Annotated in this window: 22 protein-coding genes; 15 read left to right on the top strand and 7 right to left on the bottom strand. The window is 58.6% G+C overall.

Annotated elements, in window-relative coordinates; translation table 11 throughout:
- Positions 1-53: 53 nt before the first annotated feature.
- The 9 genes from SLH49_RS01135 to SLH49_RS01095 all read left to right on the top strand — a co-directional run bounded on the left by SLH49_RS01135 (position 54) and on the right by SLH49_RS01095 (position 7,054).
- Positions 54-980, top strand: a complete 927-nt coding sequence (locus SLH49_RS01135) for an ABC transporter ATP-binding protein (RefSeq protein WP_320267336.1) — start codon at positions 54-56, stop codon at positions 978-980.
- Positions 977-1,738 carry an ABC transporter permease gene (locus SLH49_RS01130; protein WP_320267335.1) on the top strand — a complete coding sequence of 254 codons (762 nt, stop codon included), beginning with the start codon at positions 977-979 and terminating at the stop codon, positions 1,736-1,738. The genes SLH49_RS01135 and SLH49_RS01130 overlap by 4 nt, the downstream gene beginning before the upstream one ends.
- Positions 1,739-1,776: 38 nt before the next feature.
- On the top strand, positions 1,777-2,571 hold the full coding sequence (locus SLH49_RS01125; RefSeq protein WP_320267334.1) for a S49 family peptidase: 795 nt from the start codon (positions 1,777-1,779) through the stop codon (positions 2,569-2,571).
- On the top strand, positions 2,568-2,735 hold the full coding sequence (locus tag SLH49_RS01120; RefSeq protein ID WP_320267333.1) for a hypothetical protein: 168 nt from the start codon (positions 2,568-2,570) through the stop codon (positions 2,733-2,735). The genes SLH49_RS01125 and SLH49_RS01120 overlap by 4 nt, the downstream gene beginning before the upstream one ends.
- Positions 2,732-3,508, top strand: coding sequence for an SDR family oxidoreductase (locus SLH49_RS01115; protein WP_320267332.1), 777 nt, complete (start codon positions 2,732-2,734; stop codon positions 3,506-3,508). The genes SLH49_RS01120 and SLH49_RS01115 overlap by 4 nt, the downstream gene beginning before the upstream one ends.
- A gap of 283 nt (positions 3,509-3,791) precedes the next feature.
- Positions 3,792-5,648, top strand: coding sequence for an excinuclease ABC subunit UvrC (gene uvrC, locus SLH49_RS01110; protein ID WP_320267331.1), 1,857 nt, complete (start codon positions 3,792-3,794; stop codon positions 5,646-5,648).
- 54 nt (positions 5,649-5,702) lie between these two features.
- Positions 5,703-6,371: a CDP-diacylglycerol--glycerol-3-phosphate 3-phosphatidyltransferase gene (gene pgsA, locus SLH49_RS01105; RefSeq protein WP_320267330.1), complete on the top strand. Its 669-nt coding sequence runs from the start codon at positions 5,703-5,705 to the stop codon at positions 6,369-6,371.
- Positions 6,368-6,613 carry a molybdopterin converting factor subunit 1 gene (gene moaD, locus SLH49_RS01100; protein ID WP_320267329.1) on the top strand — a complete coding sequence of 82 codons (246 nt, stop codon included), beginning with the start codon at positions 6,368-6,370 and terminating at the stop codon, positions 6,611-6,613. Before pgsA ends, moaD begins: the two co-directional genes overlap by 4 nt.
- Positions 6,614-7,054, top strand: coding sequence for a molybdenum cofactor biosynthesis protein MoaE (locus tag SLH49_RS01095; protein WP_320267328.1), 441 nt, complete (start codon positions 6,614-6,616; stop codon positions 7,052-7,054).
- 49 nt (positions 7,055-7,103) lie between these two features.
- Here SLH49_RS01095 and SLH49_RS01090 read toward each other — a convergent pair whose 3' ends face one another.
- A complete protein-coding gene (locus SLH49_RS01090) occupies positions 7,104-7,469 on the bottom strand; it encodes a hypothetical protein (RefSeq protein ID WP_320267327.1) in 366 nt (121 codons plus the stop codon).
- Between the two features lie 227 nt (positions 7,470-7,696).
- Here SLH49_RS01090 and SLH49_RS01085 point away from each other — a divergent pair, with 227 nt between their 5' ends.
- Positions 7,697-9,253 carry a winged helix-turn-helix domain-containing protein gene (locus tag SLH49_RS01085; protein ID WP_320267326.1) on the top strand — a complete coding sequence of 519 codons (1,557 nt, stop codon included), beginning with the start codon at positions 7,697-7,699 and terminating at the stop codon, positions 9,251-9,253.
- Here SLH49_RS01085 and SLH49_RS01080 read toward each other — a convergent pair.
- On the bottom strand, positions 9,242-9,838 hold the full coding sequence (locus SLH49_RS01080; protein ID WP_320267325.1) for a DNA-3-methyladenine glycosylase I: 597 nt from the start codon (positions 9,836-9,838) through the stop codon (positions 9,242-9,244). The two genes, SLH49_RS01085 and SLH49_RS01080, sit on opposite strands and share 12 nt — an antisense overlap.
- Positions 9,839-9,904: 66 nt before the next feature.
- On the opposite strand from SLH49_RS01080, the gene SLH49_RS01075 reads away from it, so the two are divergent.
- The 4 genes from SLH49_RS01075 (at position 9,905) to SLH49_RS01060 (ending at position 14,087) form a co-directional block, all read left to right on the top strand.
- Entirely contained in the window at positions 9,905-10,711 is an 807-nt protein-coding gene (locus SLH49_RS01075) for an EAL domain-containing protein (RefSeq protein WP_320267324.1), read from the top strand.
- A 151-nt stretch (positions 10,712-10,862) separates the two neighbouring features.
- Entirely contained in the window at positions 10,863-12,038 is a 1,176-nt protein-coding gene (locus SLH49_RS01070) for an acetyl-CoA C-acetyltransferase (RefSeq protein ID WP_320267323.1), read from the top strand.
- A 69-nt stretch (positions 12,039-12,107) separates the two neighbouring features.
- Positions 12,108-12,833, top strand: coding sequence for an acetoacetyl-CoA reductase (gene phbB, locus SLH49_RS01065; protein WP_320267322.1), 726 nt, complete (start codon positions 12,108-12,110; stop codon positions 12,831-12,833).
- Positions 12,834-13,142: 309 nt separating this feature from the next.
- Positions 13,143-14,087, top strand: a complete 945-nt coding sequence (locus SLH49_RS01060) for a transcriptional regulator GcvA (RefSeq protein WP_320267321.1) — start codon at positions 13,143-13,145, stop codon at positions 14,085-14,087.
- Between the two features lie 51 nt (positions 14,088-14,138).
- Here the strand turns inward: SLH49_RS01060 and SLH49_RS01055 are convergent, their stop codons facing one another.
- The 3 genes from SLH49_RS01055 to SLH49_RS01045 form a co-directional block, all read right to left on the bottom strand.
- Positions 14,139-14,306: a YdcH family protein gene (locus SLH49_RS01055; protein ID WP_320239319.1), complete on the bottom strand. Its 168-nt coding sequence runs from the start codon at positions 14,304-14,306 to the stop codon at positions 14,139-14,141.
- A gap of 122 nt (positions 14,307-14,428) precedes the next feature.
- The gene (locus SLH49_RS01050) at positions 14,429-15,205 is read right to left on the bottom strand and encodes a tRNA1(Val) (adenine(37)-N6)-methyltransferase (protein ID WP_320267320.1); all 777 of its coding nucleotides are present in this window, start codon (positions 15,203-15,205) and stop codon (positions 14,429-14,431) included.
- Positions 15,177-15,395: a DUF2007 domain-containing protein gene (locus SLH49_RS01045; RefSeq protein WP_320239317.1), complete on the bottom strand. Its 219-nt coding sequence runs from the start codon at positions 15,393-15,395 to the stop codon at positions 15,177-15,179. The genes SLH49_RS01050 and SLH49_RS01045 overlap by 29 nt, the downstream gene beginning before the upstream one ends.
- Positions 15,396-15,451: 56 nt before the next feature.
- Here SLH49_RS01045 and SLH49_RS01040 point away from each other — a divergent pair, with 56 nt between their 5' ends.
- Positions 15,452-16,450 (top strand): polyprenyl synthetase family protein, encoded by a 999-nt coding sequence (locus SLH49_RS01040; RefSeq protein ID WP_320267319.1) that lies wholly within the window; start codon positions 15,452-15,454, stop codon positions 16,448-16,450.
- Between the two features lie 3 nt (positions 16,451-16,453).
- On the opposite strand, the gene SLH49_RS01035 is transcribed toward SLH49_RS01040, so the two are convergent.
- The gene (locus SLH49_RS01035) at positions 16,454-17,488 is read right to left on the bottom strand and encodes a TRAP transporter substrate-binding protein (RefSeq protein WP_413785258.1); all 1,035 of its coding nucleotides are present in this window, start codon (positions 17,486-17,488) and stop codon (positions 16,454-16,456) included.
- A 122-nt stretch (positions 17,489-17,610) separates the two neighbouring features.
- Complete coding sequence (locus SLH49_RS01030) at positions 17,611-19,107, bottom strand: alpha/beta fold hydrolase (protein WP_320267317.1); 1,497 nt, start codon at positions 19,105-19,107, stop codon at positions 17,611-17,613.

Here is a 19,107-nt window from a genome sequence, read left to right as displayed (position 1 = left end):
TCCTCTGGTAGACGGCACACTAGGTTCCCCGCACCCAGCCAAAGGCCAACTCCATGTCCGCAATCGTTTCTGTCCAAAACCTGCGCAAAGCCTATGAGGGCGGTTTTGAGGCGCTGAAATCTGTCAATATCGATATCGAAGAGGGCGAAATCCTCGCCCTGCTCGGCCCCAATGGCGCCGGGAAGACCACATTGATTTCAACGATTTGCGGGATCACGGTGCCCACCTCCGGCAGCATTACAGTAGGCGGGCATGACACGCAGACCGACTTTCGCGCGGCCCGCAATCTGATCGGGCTTGTCCCGCAAGAGATCAATCTTGAACCTTTTGAAACGGTGATGAGCACGGTCAGCTTTTCGCGGGGCCTGTTCGGCAAGGCGCGCAACGATGCGTATATCGATGGGATCCTCGATCAGCTTTCGCTGAGCGATAAGAAGAACAGCAAGATCATGACTCTCTCGGGGGGCATGAAGCGGCGCGTGCTGATCGCCAAGGCGCTCAGCCATGAACCGCGGGTGCTTTTTCTGGACGAACCCACTGCAGGCGTCGATGTGGAACTCCGCAAGGACATGTGGGAGGTTGTGGCAGGCCTCAAAGCCTCTGGCGTGACCATCATCCTGACCACGCATTACATTGAGGAGGCTGAGGCGATAGCGGACCGCATCGGCGTGATCAACAAGGGCGAAATCCTGTTGGTGCAGGACAAGGCCGATCTGATGGCGCAGATGGGGCAAAAGCAGTTGCGGATCGATCTTGCCGAAGCTGCAGCGGACATCCCCGACACGCTCAACGCCTACAACCTGATACGCGCCGATGATGGGCTGAGCCTGACCTACAGCTACGACACATCCGGCGAGCGCACCGGCATCACGACATTGCTCAACGACCTGCAAAAGGCCGGGCTGCAAATGAAAGATATCCAAACCGCGCAAAGCAGCCTTGAAGACATCTTTGTCGGTCTGGTGAAGGAAACGTCATGAACCTGCAAGCGATCTACACGATCTATATGTTTGAGATGAAGCGGTTTTTCCGCACATTGACGCAAAGCCTGATCTCACCCGTCCTGTCCACATCGCTCTACTTTGTGGTCTTTGGCGCGGCCATTGGCAGCCGGATCGATCAGGTCGAAGGGGTGAGCTACGGCGCCTTCATCGTGCCGGGCCTCATCATGCTGTCGGTCATGACGCAGGCGACCTCCAATGCAAGCTTTGGCATCTATTTTCCCAAATTCATCGGCACGATTTACGAGCTTTTGTCCGCACCGGTGAATTTCCTGGAAATCGTCGCGGGCTATGTGGGGGCCGCCGCGACCAAGGCGCTCTTTATCGGGGTGATCATCCTGATCACGGCGTTTTTCTTTGTCGAAATCCAGATCGCCCACCCCCTCGCGATGATCGCCTTTCTCATTCTGACCTGTATCAGCTTTTCGCTTCTGGGCTTTATCATTGGCGTCTGGGCGGGCAACTTTGAGCAATTGCAACTGATCCCGCTTCTCGTGATCACACCGCTCGTCTTCCTTGGCGGATCGTTCTACTCGATCACGATGCTCCCACCCGTCTGGCAGACCATCACGCTGTTCAATCCGGTCGTCTATCTGATCAGCGGTTTCCGCTGGTCATTCTTTGGCACGGCAGATGTGGGGATTGGCATCTCGCTCTTTGCTATCGCACTCTTCACCGGCATTTGTCTGGCGACGATCTGGTGGATTTTCCGCACGGGCTGGCGGATCAGGCAGTAGGCCTTGTGTGCCCTGAGAGAAGGCCTAAGTAGGGGCGCATGAAACGATTTATCCCCTTTATGCAATCTGATCCGCTGGTTGCCGTTATCCGGCTACAGGGTGCGATCATGAATTCGGGCCGGGGTCTTGATAACCCCAGCCTCGCCCCCGTCATTGAAAAGGCTTTCAGCCGGGGTAAGCCCGCGGCCGTCGCGCTGGAAATCAACTGCCCCGGTGGTTCTCCTGTCCAGTCTTCGTTGATCGCCGCGCGTATCCGACGTCTGGCGGATGAGAAGAAGGTCCCGGTTTTCGCCTTTGTCGAAGATGTCGCGGCCTCGGGAGGCTATTGGCTGGCCTGTGCCGCCGATGAGATCTTCATCGATAGCTGCTCCATTACCGGCTCCATCGGTGTGATCAGTGCCGGTTTTGGCGTGCATGAGGCCATCGAAAAGGTTGGTGTGCAGCGGCGTGTACATACTGCGGGCAAGTCAAAATCCATGATGGACCCGTTCCGCCCCGAAAAGCCTGCAGATGTGAAAAAGCTCAAAGGCTGGCTGGAAGACCTTCATGCGACTTTCATCGAGTACGTGAAATCGCGGCGGGGTCTGAAGCTATCTGACAATCCCGAGCTTTTCACCGGAGAGGTCTTCATCGGCCAGAAAGGCATCGATGCCGGCCTCGCGGACGGCATTGGTCATCTGGCGCCGGTGATGAAGGAACGCTTTGGCGAGAAGGTGAAATTCCGCCGCTACGACCAGAAAAAGCCACTTCTGGCACGTTTCGGCGCGCGCTTTGTCGATGACACGCTTGCAGGCCTCGAAGAGCGTGCGGCCTTTGCGAGGTTCGGCCTGTGATCCTCAAGGCGATCTTTTTCTTTCTCGCCTTCATGATGGTGCTGGGCATTTTCGGCAAGCTGCGGTTTCCGGGGCAAGACCGGTTGGCCAGCGCCAAATGCCCAAAATGCAACCGCTACCGCATCGGCAAGGGCCCGTGCAATTGCGACAGGGCGGCCAAATGAAGGCACTCGTGACCGGCGCGGGCGCGAGGCTAGGACAGGCCATGGCGCTTTATCTCGGCCAGCGCGGCTATGATGTGGCCGTGCATTATGCGGGATCGCAGGCGGGCGCGGACGAGACTGTAGCGAAACTCAAGGCCATGGGACGCAACGCGGTCGCGCTGCAGGCCGACCTGCTGGATGAGACGGCAACGCAAGACCTGATCCCGCGCGCGGTGGACGCGTTTGGCGGCCCGCTCACCTGCCTGATCAACAACGCCTCGATCTTTGAATATGATACGATCAGCACGGCGACCCGTGACAGTTGGGACCGGCATCTTGAGTCAAACCTGCGCGCCCCTTTCGTGCTGACCCAGCATTTCGCGGCCCAGGTGCCAGAGCCCGTGCTGGACGAAATGAATGAGCCGGTCGCCCAAGCTCTCGTCATCAACATGCTCGACCAGCGGGTGCATAAACTGACCCCAGAGTTCATGAGCTACACAATCGCCAAGATGGGACTCTGGGCGATGACGCGGACGACAGCCCAGGCGCTTGCCCCGAGAGTCCGGGTCAATGGCATCGGCCCGGGGCCGACATTGCAGGGTCACCGGCAAAGCAAAACGCATTTCGACAGACAGCGCGCGGCGACGGTGCTGAAACGCGGCGCGAACCCTGCTGATATCACCGCTGCCCTTGGATATTTCCTCGACGCGCCTGCGGTAACAGGGCAAATGCTGGCCGTTGACGGAGGGCAACATCTGGCCTGGGAAACCCCCGATGTTCTTGGGGTTGAATAACCGCGCGTCAGACTTACGCACGGGCGTCGTGAAAGGTTCACAAACTGTTTACAAATGCTCTATTTATCAATGTGTTACCAAAACGTGAAGAAAAATACTGAATGAAATCAGTATCTTGATGTACTGCCTAATTTTTAGGCAACTCGACGAAGTCAGCCAAATACAAAGGAAAATCCACGCTGCCCGCAATTCACCCACGGACTTATCCACAGAAAAAGTGGATGCCTTTCCTCTTGTACCTGCTGCGTTACCATTGCAGCCAAACCAGAATCACGGGCGAGGCATGAGCGACACCACATCCACTGGATATGACGTGATCCATGGCTATTTGCGCACGCTGGATTCCTCGCCAGGTGTCTACCGCATGCTCGATGAAGAAAGTCGGGTGCTTTACGTGGGTAAGGCGCGCAATCTGAAGAACCGCGTCAGCAGCTACAGCCGCCCCGGCCAGCATTCGCCACGGATCACGCGGATGATCCGTGAGACAGCGTCGATGATGTTCCTGACCACGCGGACCGAGACCGAGGCGCTGCTTCTCGAACAGAACCTGATCAAGCAGCTCAAACCGCGCTACAACGTGCTGTTGCGTGACGATAAGAGCTTTCCGAATATCCTCGTCGCCAAGGACCACCCGTTCCCGATGATCAAAAAGCATCGAGGGGCGAAGAAACAGAAGGGCGACTATTACGGCCCCTTTGCAGGCGCGGGGGCTGTGAACCGGACGCTGAACCAGCTGCAGCGCGCGTTCCTGCTGCGCAACTGCTCGGATTCGGATTTTGAGACCCGCACGCGCCCCTGCCTGCAATACCAGATCAAGCGCTGTTCCGGCCCTTGTTGCGGGCTGATCAGTGACGCGGATTATGCGGCCTCCGTCCGCGACGCTGAACAATTCCTGCAAGGTCGCACCAAGGGCATTCAGGAGGCGCTTGCCCAACAGATGCAAGATGCGGCCGCCGAGATGGAGTTCGAACGCGCCGCCGCCCTGCGCGACCGCATCAAGGCGCTGACACAGGTGCAATCCGCCCAAGGCATCAACCCGCAATCCACGGCAGAGGCAGACGTGATCGCACTCCACCGTGACGGCGGCCAGGCCTGCGTGCAGGTCTTTTTCATTCGCGCCAACCAGAACTGGGGCAATCACGACTACTACCCCCGCATCAGCGGCGATGAAGACCCTGCCGAGGTGATGGAGGCCTTTGTCGGCCAGTTCTATTCCAATCGCGAACCGCCCCGGATGCTGATTCTCTCGCACGGGCTTGATAATGATGACCTGATGGCTTCAGCACTCGCCGAAAAGGCAGGGCGCAAGGTTGAGATCGTGATCCCACAACGCGGTGAAAAGGCTGAACTTGTGCAATCCGCCTTGCGCAACGCCCGCGAAAGCCTCGCCCGGAAGATGTCCGAGACCGCGACGCAGACCAAATTGCTCAAAGGCGTGGCCGAGGCATTCGACCTCGCCAAGACACCTGAGCGGATCGAGGTCTACGACAACTCCCACATTCAGGGCGCCCATGCGGTGGGGGCGATGATCGTGGCGGGGCCGGACGGGTTCGACAAGAACCAGTACCGGAAGTTCAACATCAAGGACACGAAGATCACCCCCGGCGACGATTTCGGGATGATGAAAGAGGTGCTGACCCGCCGTTTCCAACGCCTCTTGAAAGAAGACCCTGAACGAGTGCAAGGCACGTGGCCCGATCTTCTTTTGATCGATGGCGGCGCGGGTCAGGTGAGCGCCGTGCAAGAGATCATGGATGATCTGGGCGTGGCGGATATCCCGATGGTTGGCGTCGCCAAGGGCGAAGACCGCGACGCCGGGAAAGAGGAATTCTATCGCACCGGCAAACCCGTCATGGCGCTGCGCCATAATGATCCTGTTCTCTACTTCATCCAGCGCATGCGGGATGAGGTGCACCGCTTCGCCATCGGCACCCATCGCGCGAAACGCTCTAAGGCCATCGGTGCCACGCCGCTTGACGACATCCCCGGCGTCGGTGCGACACGCAAACGCGCATTGCTTGCGCATTTCGGATCAGCCAAGGCCGTCGCGCGCGCCAACCTTGCCGACCTCAAGGCCGTTGACGGGGTGTCGGCCAACATGGCGCAGACGATCTATGACTTCTTTCACGAAAACGGCTGACGCTGCCGAAAGTCGGATATGGTCAGCACCGCCCAGCCGCGCTACCACTAGCGCATGACATTGAACCTGCCCAATATCCTCACCATTCTGCGCCTCGCCGCCGCGCCGGGTGTTGTTGTGATGTTTCTCTATTTCCACCGGCCTTGGGCAGATTGGTTTGCGCTGGTTCTGTTTGTTGTCGCCGCGCTGACCGATTTCCTCGACGGCTACCTCGCCCGCGCTTGGAAGCAGGAAACAAAGCTGGGTGCCATGCTGGACCCGATTGCCGACAAGGCGATGGTGATCATCGCGCTGATCGTGATCACCGGCTTTTCCGGCATGAACCCGTGGATCCTTCTGCCCGCCACCGTGATCATCTTTCGCGAGGTCTTTGTCTCGGGCCTGCGCGAGTTTCTGGGCGACACGGCAGGTACGCTCAAAGTGACCAAGCTTGCGAAATGGAAGACGACCGCGCAGATGGTGGCCATCGCCATGCTCTTTGCCACCGGCGCATTTGAGCATTACTTTGGCATGCAATCGCTCGCCATGACCTCTGAGATGGTCGAGGCGGCGATTTCCGGGACCGGCCCGGATGAGCTGGGCCTGTGGTGGAAGTTTCAGGGCATGAATATCAGTTGGTGGGGCGGCATTATCATGCTGTGGCTCGCCGGTGTGCTGACGCTGGCCAGCGGCTGGGACTATTTCCAGAAGGCACGGCCCTATTTGAAGGATGGTGCGACATGAATGTGATGTATTTCGCCTGGGTGCGCGAGCGGATCGGCATCCCTCAGGAAACGGTGGAAACCGAGGCCGCCACCGTCAACGACCTGATCGCGGAATTGCGGGGCCGCGAAGAGCGCTATGAGGCCGCATTTGCCGATATCTCGGCTTTGCGTGTGGCGCTTGATCAGGAACTGTCGGATTTCGATGCACCGCTTTCAGGCGTGCGCGAGGTCGCGTTCTTTCCCCCCATGACAGGCGGCTAGATGAAGGTCCGCGTGCAGACCGAACCCTTTGACGCGGGCGCGGAACTCAATGCCTTTGCACAAGGCCGCACGGATGTGGGCGCAGTGGTCAGTTTTACCGGTGTCGTGCGCGATACTAACGGCGATCTGACCGAGATGCAGATTGAGCACTACCCCGGCATGACGGAACGCGCGATTGGCAAGATCGTGGATGAAGCCATAGGCCGTTGGGACCTCGCCGATGCGCTCGTCATCCACCGGCACGGTACACTTACACCCGGCGCGCCCATCATGATGGTCGCGACGGCCTCAGCCCACCGCGCCGCCGCCTTCGCCGCAGCGGATTTCCTGATGGACTACCTGAAATCCCGCGCCCCATTCTGGAAGAAAGAGGTGACCGCGAAAGGGTCCGACTGGGTTGCGGCCAAGGATGAAGACGAAGACGCTTTGAAGCGCTGGTGAACCGTAATTGCGCCCGACCTTGCCGGCCGGACGCAGGGATATAGAGCTATCAGCTCGGACGTTCGCGCCAGTGGATCACCATATCGCGGACCACGAAATTGTCATCGCCGATGCGACGGATTTGCAGTTCATTGATACCTGGGCGGAGAACACCCGGCTCAATCCGATCCATATAGGTGAACCAGGCATCGGAGTTGTCAGGGGGAAGCGGCACATCAAAGCCACCAAGTTCACGATTGTTGATCCGGATACGGTGGCTTTGCGCATCAACGCTGCGGACGGTAATCAGCAGATAACCATCATCCGAGATTGTGCGCCCATCACCGACGACGATGGGGAAATCAATTTCGACCACCGGGTTGTTCGCATTCAGTGTTTGGTTGACGGGAATATAATTAAAGTCACCACGAGACATGGCGTTTCTCCTTTCAGTGATTTGTTTTGATTTTCGCCACTCGCGTGGCGCCTAGGGACCGGTCGCTGGGCTAACTTCCATCTTCCGGCGCATTCATTTCTAGGAGATTGGGCTGATGAACGCCCGTTGATTACCGTTGAGTCTTTGTGGAGCGTCCGTCATCCCACAAAGCTTTATCGTACCGATCCGATCAGAAATCTGATACGTTAAATTGGGGGATATATATAATGTCAGATTGGTATTTCTCAGAAAATGACGCGCGCCTAATCTGCCCGGAACAGGTCGTTCAATTGACACCGAAGGCTGCTGCAGTGCTCTCTTGCTTGCGAAGACATGCAAACGATGTCGTCGGCATTGACACATTTCTAAAAGAGGTTTGGCCCGACACACATGTGACGCCCGATCTCGTCCGCGAGTACATCCATGATCTCCGCATCGCTTTAGGCGACGACGCCAAGCAGCCCAAATACATTGAAACCGTACGCGGCAAGGGTTTCCGTCTTGTCGCCGAGATCGAAGCAGCGAGCCAGGACCCAACATCTCGCGGCGCGGTCAGTCAGGAGAAGAATTACCCGACCATTGCCGTCTTGAAGCCCACGACAGGTGAAGATAACCAATTAGCTGAAATTGCTGAGGCCGTTGCATCCGACATTATCAATCGGCTTGCGCGATTTCATTATTTGGGCGTTGTTGCGCGCCAAAGTACGTTTTCATCGGTCGATATCACCGACATACGCACATTCGCGCGCGACGTGCAGGCGAGTTATGTGTTGGAAAGCAACTTCTCCAGAATTGGCGGTGTTGTCAGAGCGAGGTTGCAACTCGTAGATGCCAGAACGGGTCAGAACCTTTGGGGAACGCGGCTTGATATCGACAACCGTGATCCACTTGCCGGTATTGATGCGATCTCAAATCATGTGACGTTGGCATTGACAGGTTGGCATGGGGAGTTGCATCGCGCCGAATTCAAGTCCGTGACCCGTAAGAAAGACGGCGATCTTAGCGCCTTTGAGCACTTCGTTCTTGGCTGTGACCTGGAGATGCGGCTGGATGCCGATAGCCTGCGCCAATCACTCGCGCATCTTGCACGTTCGGTTGAGTTGGATCCCACATTTGCGCGGGCATGGCTTGTTTATGCTCTTGAACTGCGCTGGGCCTATGCCGTCATTCCAGGCCGTGACCGCAATTATCTTGAGCGCGCTAAGGAGGCTTTCGAAACCGCATATAATCTAGCTCCCGCAGATCCGGTCAACCTCGCATTGATGTCGATGAACGCAGCCCGTCGCGGCCACATCGACAAGGCGCTGAAGATGTTAGAGCAGGCGACAACCGGCATGTCTGGAGACTCGGACGCCATGATTTGCGTGGCAACAGCAACATCGCTCCTGACCGATGATGTCGCCCGCGCCAGTCACATCCTTGACACGACCTTTAACGTAACCGCGGCATCGCCCAGTTGGTTCCACTTTGCCGAAGCCTGCGTGTCATTCATGGCAGGCGATTACCACCGCACGGTTTCCAGCACACGGTCTGCCCCACGCGAGATCTCTGCATTGGTCTTTTCTTGTTTAGCCCATGCTGCACTTGGTCATCGGAAAGAAGCCGTGAAGGCGTATGATCACCTTGTGGCCTGCTTTCCAAGTGTTGATCTAGTGCGGTTTGGTGCAAATCTGCCAATCGTCAGTTCGAAACGTCTTGCAGAGTACAATGCGGCGGTTGATCGTCTAAATGGGTTTCTCGCAGCGACCAAAACCGTCGAGGCGCCTTTGCAGTCAGCCCGCTGAACGCTTGCCTCCAGGGTTGGCGAGTGCGGCACATTCCTGATGCCGGAAACAGGTGGTCAGGTGATTGTTGAAAAGGCCCGTGGCCTCCATGAACGCATAAACAATCGTCGGGCCGCAAAATCGAAAACCCGCCTTCTTCAGGTCTTTCGATATCTGGGCGGAAAGCGGAGACTGCGTGGGGATATCCGCCCGATCTGACGCGGTTGTCTGAAGGGGCCTACCGTCCACGTAGTTCCATAAAAACCTGTCAAAGCCCTCGCGCGCTTCAATCTCTTGCCACGCGCGGGCATTGCCAATCGTCGCTTCGATCTTACCGCGATGGCGGATGATGCCGGGGTCGCCCAGCAGGCGCTGGACGTCATCCTCACCCCATTCCGCGATCACATGCGGATCAAACCCGGCAAATGCCGCCCGGAAGTTGTCACGCTTCTTCAGGATCGTGATCCAGCTCAACCCCGCCTGAAACCCATCGAGGATCAACTTTTCCCACAATGCCCGGCTGTCGTATTCGGGCACGCCCCACTCGGTGTCGTGGTAGTCGATATAGATCTGCTCGGGCCCGGCCCAGCCACAACGCTCAACCATCGCTGTGTCCTTAATGTGTTGTTAGGCCGCTTTGGGCATCTTGCGTGCAAAGTATGGAGCTCTTGGATGCAAAACGCCACACTTGCCCGCGTCGAGATGGATGAACAGGCACTGATCGATCCGCTGCATTATGCGATGGCGAGCCGCGACGCGGATGTGATGCATTTGGTGGATGAGGCTTTGGCGGCAGGCCGGGCGCGCTTGGCCTTTCATCCGATTGTGACGGCGGATGCAAAACCGCGTGTGGCATTCTACGAAGGGCTGGTGCGGTTGATGGATGATGCCGGGCGCATCATCCCCGCCGCCCATTTCATGCCGCTGGTTGATGAAACCGGCATGGGGCGCCAGATCGATTGCGCCACATTGGACCTCGCCTTGAGGTTCTTGCGGCAGAACCCGAAAGTGCGTCTTTCGGTGAACGTATCTGCCCGGTCGATTGGCGATGGCGAATGGCGGCGCATCTTGGACGCGGGCCTTTTGCATCGCAATGACCTGGGTGAACGGCTGATTTTCGAAATCAGTGAGACGTCGGCGATGATGCTGCACGAAAACGTCATTCGCTTTATGGCCGAAATGCAGCCCAAAGGCGTTGGCTTTGCGCTGGACGGCTTCGGGGCGGGTATGACGGCGTTTCGTTACCTCAAGGACTTCTTTTTCGATCTGGTCAAGATCGACAAATCCTTCATCCGGGGTATTGAAAGCGACCCGGACAATCAGGTCCTCGCCGAGGCGCTGATCACCGTCGCCCATCAGTTTGAGATGTTTGCGGTCGCCGACGGGGTCGAAACTGCAGCCGAAGCCGCCTTTCTGCGACAGGTCGGTGTGGATTGTCTGCAGGGGTATTACTTCGGCGTGCCGAAATTCGATCTCTAGTTCAGTTGCGCCACATGCATAGGGGATTTGATTTGCCCTGCGTCAACTGACCGAATACACAAGGATACGAGCCGCAGTGGGGGCTGACTCGTACCTTTTGATGTATGACTGGCCTCGTCCTGCCAAGGGAGCAACCTAAAGGGACTATTCCATGACCAATGTCGTAATCGCATCCGCAGCACGAACTGCCGTGGGCAGCTTTGGTGGCGCATTTGCCAACACGCCGGCCCACGACCTCGGCGCCACGGTGCTTGAGGCGGTCGTCGACCGCGCAGGCGTTGATAAATCTGAAGTGAGCGAGACGATCCTTGGTCAGGTTCTCACCGCCGCACAAGGCCAGAACCCCGCGCGACAGGCGCATATCAATGCAGGTCTGCCAAAGGAATCCGCTGCCTGGGGCATCAACCAGGTTTGCGGATCGGGCCTGCGCGCCGTGGCACTAGGCGCCCAGCATATCCAGCTTGGCGATGCAGAGATTGTGGCCGCTGGCGGTCAGGAAAACATGACGCTTTCACCCCACGCGGCCGCCTTGCGTGCGGGCCACAAGATGGGCGATATGAAGTACATCGACACGATGATCCGCGACGGTCTGTGGGACGCGTTCAACAATTACCACATGGGCCAGACGGCCGAGAACGTCGCCGAGAAATGGCAGATCAGCCGCGACATGCAGGATGAATTCGCCGTTGGGTCGCAGAACAAGGCCGAAGCCGCGCAGAAGGCAGGAAAGTTTGATGACGAAATCACGGCCTACACAGTGAAGACCCGCAAGGGCGATATCGTCGTCGATAAGGACGAATACATCCGCCACGGCGCGACCATGGAGGCGATGCAGAAACTGCGTCCGGCCTTCACCAAAGAGGGCTCTGTCACAGCCGCCAATGCCTCTGGCCTGAACGACGGTGCTGCCGCGACGCTGCTGATGTCCGCTGACAATGCCGAAAAGCGCGGGATCGAACCGCTGGCCCGGATCGCGTCTTATGCCACGGCTGGCCTCGACCCGTCAGTCATGGGCGTTGGCCCGATCTATGCCTCGCGCAAGGCGCTCGAAAAGGCGGGCTGGGCGGTCGACGATCTGGACCTTGTGGAAGCCAATGAGGCATTCGCCGCTCAGGCCTGCGCTGTGAACAAGGATATGGGCTGGGACCCTGAGATTGTGAACGTCAATGGCGGTGCGATCGCCATCGGTCACCCGATCGGTGCGTCGGGCTGCCGCGTGCTGAACACACTTCTGTTTGAGATGAAGCGCCGAGACGCCAAGAAAGGTCTCGCCACGCTTTGTATCGGCGGCGGCATGGGCGTGGCGCTTTGCGTCGAACGCCCCTGATCTAGATCAAGGCGGTGCCACGGTGCGCCGCCTAACACCATCAAAGCAATACCTGTGGAGGAGACTAATATGGGACGTGTCGCACTCGTCACCGGCGGCTCGCGCGGAATCGGCGCAGCCATTTCAACAGCATTGAAGGATGCGGGCTATTCCGTCGCCGCGACCTATGCGGGGAACGATGAAAAGGCTGCGGCCTTTACGTCGGACACGGGCATCAAAACCTACAAATGGAACGTCGCCGATTACGAGGCATGCACAGCGGGCATCAAACAGATCGAAGATGATCTGGGCCCGGTTGAAATCCTGATCAACAATGCGGGCATCACCCGCGACGCGCCCTTCCACAAGATGACGCCGCAGCAATGGCACGAATGCATCGACACAAACCTCAACGGCGTCTTCAATATGACCCACAATGTCTGGGGCGGCATGCGCGAGCGCAAGTTTGGCCGCATTGTGACAATCAGCTCGATCAACGGGCAAAAAGGTCAGTTCGCCCAAGCGAATTATGCTGCGACAAAGGCCGGTGACATTGGCTTTACCAAGTCGCTGGCGCAGGAAGGCGCACGGGCTGGCATCACGGTCAACATCGTCGCCCCTGGCTACATCAACACCGAGATGATGAGCACGATCCCGGACAAGGTCATGAACGAAGTGATTCTCCCACAGATCCCGGTTGGTCGTCTGGGTGAAGCAGAAGAAATCGCGCGGGCCGTCCTGTTCCTTGCCTCGGATGAGGCCGGGTTTGTGACCGGCTCGACGCTGTCGGCCAATGGCGGCCAATACATGTCCTAAGGCTTCACTGCTTTGGAGAAGCAAGGGCCGCGCTGATCAGGCGCGGCCCTTTATCGTTCGGCTACATCAGCAGCCGCAGCGAAATCTCTAGCGGCGCCCGCTGATCCAGCGCAACGCGGCGCGGACAACCTGCGCCCGTTCTTTATGGGCATTCTGAAAACCTTGGCGGACGCGGGGGTTTGTTGTGATCTCTAGCATGGCAGAACTCCTTGCTGCGTGTGTGTCTTGATGCCCCCAATATGCGCTTTTGGGTCCAGCCCGACAAACGAGACTTCCTATGCCTTCAGTTAAGCTGTATTAAACTGAATTATGAACGAAAGGTTACCACCTCTGACGGCTTTGCGGGCGTTTGAAGCGGCAGCGCGCCACATGTCCTTTGCCAAGGCGGCTGAGGAACTCAACGTCACGCCAGCCGCATTATCTTACCAAATCAAAGCGTTAGAAGCGGATCTGGGCATGCCGGTCTTCCGCCGCCTGAACCGCGCGGTGGAGTTGACCGAAGCCGGACGCGCGCTGGCACCGGGAACATCGGATGCGTTCGCAAGCCTTTCAGCGGCCTGGCGCAATACAAAACGGCTGAACAATAATGACGTGCTGACGGTCACGGCAGGGCCTGCCTTTACGTCGAAATGGCTCGCACCTCGTCTTTATAAATTTGCGCAGGAGCACCCGGAAATCGAACTTCGCTTTCACGCGGGCCTTCGCGTCGCGGATTTTGACCGTGATGAGGTCGATGTCGCAATCCGGTTCGGGATCGATGTGGCCGAAGGCCTATTCGCCGCGCCACTGCATCAGGAATGGATGACCCCGATGATGACGCCGGAACTGGCGCTGACGATCCAGACCCCCGAAGACATTGGCAAGACAATGCTCATCCATGACGATTCTGTCGCGTTCCTCAAGATGGACTGGGATTGGCCGTCCTGGTGCAAGGCGGCAGGCGTGACGCTGGATACCGAACATGGGCTGCGCTTTTCACAGGCCGATCATGCCTTGGATGCAGCGATATCCGGCGCGGGCGTTGTGCTGGGCCGCATTACGTTGGCGACCCGCGCCCTAGAGTCTGGACGCTTGGTCGCGCCATTTGATGTTGGGATCATCGCGGATGCGCAATTTCGATTAGTTTGTCCCGCTGGGCACGAAAAACGCCCCAATATCAAGGCGTTTCACGATTGGGTCATGAACGAGATTGCGTCGTCGCGGCGGTTCGAAGACGGGCGACTTCTGGTCTATGCAAAGGACCTCGCCGCCTAGGGCACCGGCGCTAGACGCCAGTACCGTGCGTGGCTGAGGCGGAGGTTCCGCCTAATGCGCGCTGAGCCGCGTGATCTCTTCCTTGATCATCAGCTTCTGCTTTTTTAGCTTCGCGATTTCGAGGTCATCAGTCGCAGGGCTGCGCTGGAGCATCTCGACCGAGTCCGAGAGGTGCTGGTGCTTCTTCTTCAGTTCCTGCAAATGTGAACTCAAGCTCATGATCGTCCTCCTCTGGGATATGTGTGGATGTAACAAGTGCATCACAGATTTCCGGCCGAGTCACGCCGCAAAGCAGCAATCGGGCCGTTCTGTCACGGTCGCCCAGAGGTATTGCCAAAAGGTTAAAGGCCGATGGCCAATTCCGCGCCGTTTCGCAAAATGGCCTGAACGGCGGGCGTATAGCTCTCGTGATCGCCCTGATGGGCAGCGCCTTCATGCATGACGAGGGTCGGTGCCATCCGAAAGGCCGCCCGCCCCTCTTGCCGCGTCTGCAGCAGGAAAAGTTCAGGCGCGCGTGCTTCACGTGCCGCAACAGGTTTGACGATCACCGATCCCAAACGCCCATCGATATGACGCAGCACCTCTGGCAGGCGTTCTATCCTTTGGATCAGGCTCAGATACCCTTTCGGCGCAATCCGCCGAATGCCGATATCGAGCCAGTCAGACAGAGGCGTGGCACCACCCAAAGACGTATCCTTCCCCACATCATCTGACGCGGTCCCGGCAGCGCGATCAAAATACGGCGGGTTCATGATCACGTGATCAAACCGCCTTTGGCGCAGGTCAGCGGGGAGCGCGCGCAGATCGGCAGTAATCACGTCGAATTCTGCGTCATTGGCGGTCGCGTTCCGCCGCGCAAGCGCGGCATAGGCCTCTTGCACCTCAACGCCGGTCAGAGATAGCCCCGGCACACGTGCTGCCAAGCAGAGCGAGGCGACGCCCACGCCACAGCCCAGTTCAAGCACTGATTGCCCGGCTCTTGCTGCCGTGAAAGCCGCCAACAACACCGGATCAACGCCTGCCCGATACCCTTTGCGGGGCTGAAAGGCCCGCACCTTGCCGCCCAGAAAATCGTCGCAAGTGGTGTCGTCAGTCACGGCCCAGATCAATCTCGGCATCGCGCATCACGGCCTCGGCCATGAACAGATCGCGGTCCAGCACCATCAACCGCCGTGGCATTATGCCTATGCTGCCTTCGAGGACGCTCATATTTACGTCAAAGGTGAACCAGTCTATACCCTCGCTGTCCAACAGGGCGGTTGCAAAGGCGATCACAGTGGGGTCGTTGGTGCGCAAAAGCTCTTTCATAACAGCAGACCTATGACGGGGCGCGCACCTTGTCTATTCACATGACGGAAACTTCAATGAGCCTCGATATCGCCGCCACCAAGCCGCATGAACAACTGGCCGCGGCGCTGGCTGATGATCTGGCGCAGGTGAATGCGATGATCCGCGCACGCATGGCGTCGGAACATGCGCCACGCATTCCGGAGGTGACGGCGCATCTGGTCGAGGCGGGCGGTAAGCGCCTGCGCCCGATGCTGACGTTGGCGGCGGCGCGGATGTGTGGCTATGAGGGGCCTTATCACGTGCATCTGGCCGCAACCGTTGAGTTCATCCACACCGCGACACTGCTGCATGATGACGTGGTGGATGAAAGCAGCCAGCGGCGCGGTCGACCGACTGCGAACCTGCTGTGGGATAACACTTCGAGTGTTTTGGTTGGGGATTACCTCTTCGCGCGGTCGTTCCAGTTGATGGTTGAAACAGGATCAATGCGGGTCCTGGATATCCTCGCCAATGCTGCCGCAACCATCGCCGAAGGTGAGGTCCTGCAACTGACCGCCGCCAGCGATTTGGCCACAACCGAAGAGATTTATCTGCAGGTAATACGCGGGAAGACCGCGGCCCTGTTTTCCGCCGCGATGGAAGTCGGTGGCGAAATTGCGGGGCAGGATGCCGCCACCAAACAGGCGATGTTTGATTATGGCGACGCCTTGGGCATCGCGTTCCAGATCGTCGATGATCTGCTGGATTATGGCGGCACGAAAGCGACCGGCAAGAATGTTGGTGATGATTTCCGTGAGCGGAAGCTGACCTTGCCCGTAATCCGCGCGGTGGCGGCAGCGAATGCGGAGGAGCGCGCTTTTTGGGAGCGCACCATCGCCAAGGGTCGTCAGGAGGACGGTGATCTGGATCACGCGATCAGCCTCCTCGCCAAACATGGCACGATGGAAAGCACCCGCGATGATGCGATTGCCTGGGCGGGCAAGGCGAAGGCGTCACTTGACACCCTGCCCGACCATCCGTTGCGCACGATGCTGATCGATCTGGCCGATTACGTGGTCGCGCGCATTACCTAAGGCTCAGTTCGCAGCGCGGGTTGCCTCGACGGCGGCTTGGGCTGCACTAACCAGCCCAGCACCGTCATAGCCCTTGGCATCCATCTCGGCGATCCATTCTGCTGTCACTGTTTCGCCCAGCGCCTTGATCCGGTCGGTCTGTTCGACCGATAGTTCGGCGATCTCATTGCCATCCTCCGCCATGAGGTCGCGCCCAACAACATCTCCCGTATCATGGGCACGACCGGCCCAACGGCTGGCCATCATACCGGAATTTGCATCGATGATCGCACGCAAGTCATCGGGCATGCCATCGTAAACATCCTTGTTCATCGCCCAGATGAAATAGAGGTTATAGAGCGCGCGGTCGCCCGCCACATCCGTGTGGCTGTCAGTCAACTCATTCAGCTTCAGCGATGGCGACATTTCCCAGGTGATCACGCCACCATCGACCACGCCTTTCGACAGCGCTTCGGGGAATTGCGGGACGGGCATACCGATAGGCGTGGCGCCGAGTTCTTCGAGCAACAGCGTCGCAGGGCGTGACGGGCCGCGGAGTTTCAGACCAGCGAAATCCTCGACCGTACCGACAGCCGCGCCGCGTTTATGCACGATGCCGGGTCCATGCATATGGGCGGCGATGACATGCACATCGACGAAATCATCCATCAGGTAGTCTTGCGTGAACGTCCAGGCGGCGGCAGAGGCTTCCTCGCCCGATTTTGTGGTCATGAAGGGGAGTTCCAGCGCCTCGGCTTCGGGGAAACGGTTGGGCTGATAACCGGGGATGACCCAGCCGCCATCAATCGCACCATCACGGATCAGGTCATATTGGTTCGCGGCAGAGCCACCGAGTTGCATGAAGGGATAAAGCTCGACCTTGATGCGGCCCTCCGATTGTTCCTCAATCGCGTCGGCCCAGGGTTGCATGAAATAGGTGGGGTTGGCGCTGGCTGGAGAGACGAAGTGCTGAAAGCGCAGCGTCACCTCTTGCGCGGAAAGCGTGGTTGCAGGCAGGCCAAGCACGGCCAAAAGGGCGGCAGATTTTACGAATTGCATCAGGTGCATCCTTTTCTTGATCATGTAGGGGAAAGGCGTCACCGCTAGCGACACGGGATATGTCGGGGTTTGGGACCCGGATTACAAGCAAATTTATTACGGGGAATTTTTGCAGCTTTGCGTCAGACCGCAAAAAGCGGAAAGGTCACGCCCAGCGCCCAGCCAAGGAAGACGCCCAGGCTCAAACCTGCCGCGACAGGGCGATGCGTGGCCCGCCCGACCCATCCGGCGAGCGTGCCAAAGAGTAGAAAAAACAACAGGATAATCGGCAGGATCAGCAGGAGGAAGAACAGCCCCTCAAGGTCCAGCGCGGTGGCGATACCGAGCGATGCCAGCGCGGAAGTCCGCACGGCCAACACCCGCCAAAACGGCGCGCACCCGCCTTCGGTCAGATAGCTGTCGGCGAGCATGAACGGGATCGCACCCAGTGCGATGGCCGCGATAATGCCAATCCGCGCCTCAAAAGCGAGGAAGGACGCGACGTAGCGGTCCAGGATGCCACCGAAGATGAGGATGCAGAACAATCCGATGGGCAAGGATAGTAAAAGGCCGGTGTGATCCCTGCGTAACGCGCCCGCGCGCCAGAGGACGGCGAAGCCCAGAAGGCCATAAAGCGCGAAATGCATGGCCAGGTAATCAGCGACGAGCACGGGCAGAAAGCCGATTTCAATGGGCCACAGCAGAAGCGGCGTGATGATCATCGGGCCAAGCGTTGCAGCCCAAAATGCACGAGGCGCGAGCCGCACAGGCGGCGCGGAGGCCCGCAAGGGCCCCGCAAGCCGCGCGAGGGGCCAGGCCAATGCGGTGACGCTGACGATCAGCAGGACAATCCAACCGCCGCGTTCCTTGATAGGCGTGTCGCTTTGCCGGTCAAAAACAGCGTCCAGCCAGTCACGCGCCTCGCGAAGGGTCGTCGGCGCGTAAAGTACGCCGACATGTTCCACGTTGGGCGCATTCACCGCCCGCCGCCCGGTGCCGAGTGCCGGATCGCCCAAGGTCTGGCTGAATTGCGCATCCGTGTCGGTCAGCGCAATGACACGCTCCGCCTCCGTCACCAGCCTGTCTTCCCATGCGCCGTTTATGATCAGCAGGTTACGGGGCGCGTCCGCTGTCACAGCGCCCGAGAACATCGACACCGCAACCGTGGCCTGCACCCGGGGATCAACCACGGCTTGGCGCACGATGATGTCGGTCGCCATTGAATGACCCAGCAAAGCGAGGCCTTCCGCCCCCGGCAAGGCGAGGCTTGCATCGACTACCCGATCCAGTTCAGCGATCAATATCCGGGTTGTGCCTTCGATTGAATCGACATCGCCCGACATCGGGACCGCGTTGCGCCCGTGTCCCTCCAAATCATAGGCGACAGCGATATAGCCTGCCCGCGCCAGCGTTTGCGCAAATCCCAGCATGAGTTGCTGAGACCCCGCAAAACCATGGGCGACAACAACAACAGGCCCCGGCACCTCACCCGGTAAACGCCAAACGGTCGCAGGGGTCGTGCCAACCGATATCTGGGATGTGACCAGCCCTGCGCGACCTTGTTCCAGTTTGAAGATCGAAAGGCCCGCCAGAACGAGCGCAAGACCAAGGATCAGGAGTGGCCAGCTTCGTCCGCGCAT

Source organism: Cognatiyoonia sp. IB215446 (genome assembly GCF_033963825.1).
Taxonomy (GTDB): Bacteria; Pseudomonadota; Alphaproteobacteria; order Rhodobacterales; family Rhodobacteraceae; genus Yoonia.
Note: the sequence above shows the minus strand (reverse complement) of the source record. Positions and strands in the feature narration are given on the sequence as shown.

Excerpts from the sequence above, each read along its gene's own strand:
- phbB (WP_320267322.1), top strand. The coding sequence starts at position 12,108 with ATGGGACGTGTCGCACTCGTCACCGGCGGCTCGCGCGGAATCGGCGCA.
- SLH49_RS01095 (WP_320267328.1), top strand. The coding sequence starts at position 6,614 with ATGAAGGTCCGCGTGCAGACCGAACCCTTTGACGCGGGCGCGGAACTC.
- SLH49_RS01070 (WP_320267323.1), top strand. The coding sequence starts at position 10,863 with ATGACCAATGTCGTAATCGCATCCGCAGCACGAACTGCCGTGGGCAGC.
- SLH49_RS01055 (WP_320239319.1), bottom strand. The coding sequence starts at position 14,306 with ATGAGCTTGAGTTCACATTTGCAGGAACTGAAGAAGAAGCACCAGCAC.
- SLH49_RS01045 (WP_320239317.1), bottom strand. The coding sequence starts at position 15,395 with ATGAAAGAGCTTTTGCGCACCAACGACCCCACTGTGATCGCCTTTGCA.
- SLH49_RS01030 (WP_320267317.1), bottom strand. The coding sequence starts at position 19,107 with ATGCGCGGACGAAGCTGGCCACTCCTGATCCTTGGTCTTGCGCTCGTT.
- SLH49_RS01080 (WP_320267325.1), bottom strand. The coding sequence starts at position 9,838 with ATGGTTGAGCGTTGTGGCTGGGCCGGGCCCGAGCAGATCTATATCGAC.
- SLH49_RS01090 (WP_320267327.1), bottom strand. The coding sequence starts at position 7,469 with ATGTCTCGTGGTGACTTTAATTATATTCCCGTCAACCAAACACTGAAT.
- SLH49_RS01075 (WP_320267324.1), top strand. The coding sequence starts at position 9,905 with ATGCAAAACGCCACACTTGCCCGCGTCGAGATGGATGAACAGGCACTG.
- SLH49_RS01125 (WP_320267334.1), top strand. The coding sequence starts at position 1,777 with ATGAAACGATTTATCCCCTTTATGCAATCTGATCCGCTGGTTGCCGTT.
- pgsA (WP_320267330.1), top strand. The coding sequence starts at position 5,703 with ATGACATTGAACCTGCCCAATATCCTCACCATTCTGCGCCTCGCCGCC.
- SLH49_RS01135 (WP_320267336.1), top strand. The coding sequence starts at position 54 with ATGTCCGCAATCGTTTCTGTCCAAAACCTGCGCAAAGCCTATGAGGGC.
- uvrC (WP_320267331.1), top strand. The coding sequence starts at position 3,792 with ATGAGCGACACCACATCCACTGGATATGACGTGATCCATGGCTATTTG.
- moaD (WP_320267329.1), top strand. The coding sequence starts at position 6,368 with ATGAATGTGATGTATTTCGCCTGGGTGCGCGAGCGGATCGGCATCCCT.
- SLH49_RS01035 (WP_413785258.1), bottom strand. The coding sequence starts at position 17,488 with ATGCAATTCGTAAAATCTGCCGCCCTTTTGGCCGTGCTTGGCCTGCCT.
- SLH49_RS01115 (WP_320267332.1), top strand. The coding sequence starts at position 2,732 with ATGAAGGCACTCGTGACCGGCGCGGGCGCGAGGCTAGGACAGGCCATG.
- SLH49_RS01040 (WP_320267319.1), top strand. The coding sequence starts at position 15,452 with ATGAGCCTCGATATCGCCGCCACCAAGCCGCATGAACAACTGGCCGCG.
- SLH49_RS01060 (WP_320267321.1), top strand. The coding sequence starts at position 13,143 with ATGAACGAAAGGTTACCACCTCTGACGGCTTTGCGGGCGTTTGAAGCG.
- SLH49_RS01050 (WP_320267320.1), bottom strand. The coding sequence starts at position 15,205 with ATGCCGAGATTGATCTGGGCCGTGACTGACGACACCACTTGCGACGAT.
- SLH49_RS01085 (WP_320267326.1), top strand. The coding sequence starts at position 7,697 with ATGTCAGATTGGTATTTCTCAGAAAATGACGCGCGCCTAATCTGCCCG.
- SLH49_RS01130 (WP_320267335.1), top strand. The coding sequence starts at position 977 with ATGAACCTGCAAGCGATCTACACGATCTATATGTTTGAGATGAAGCGG.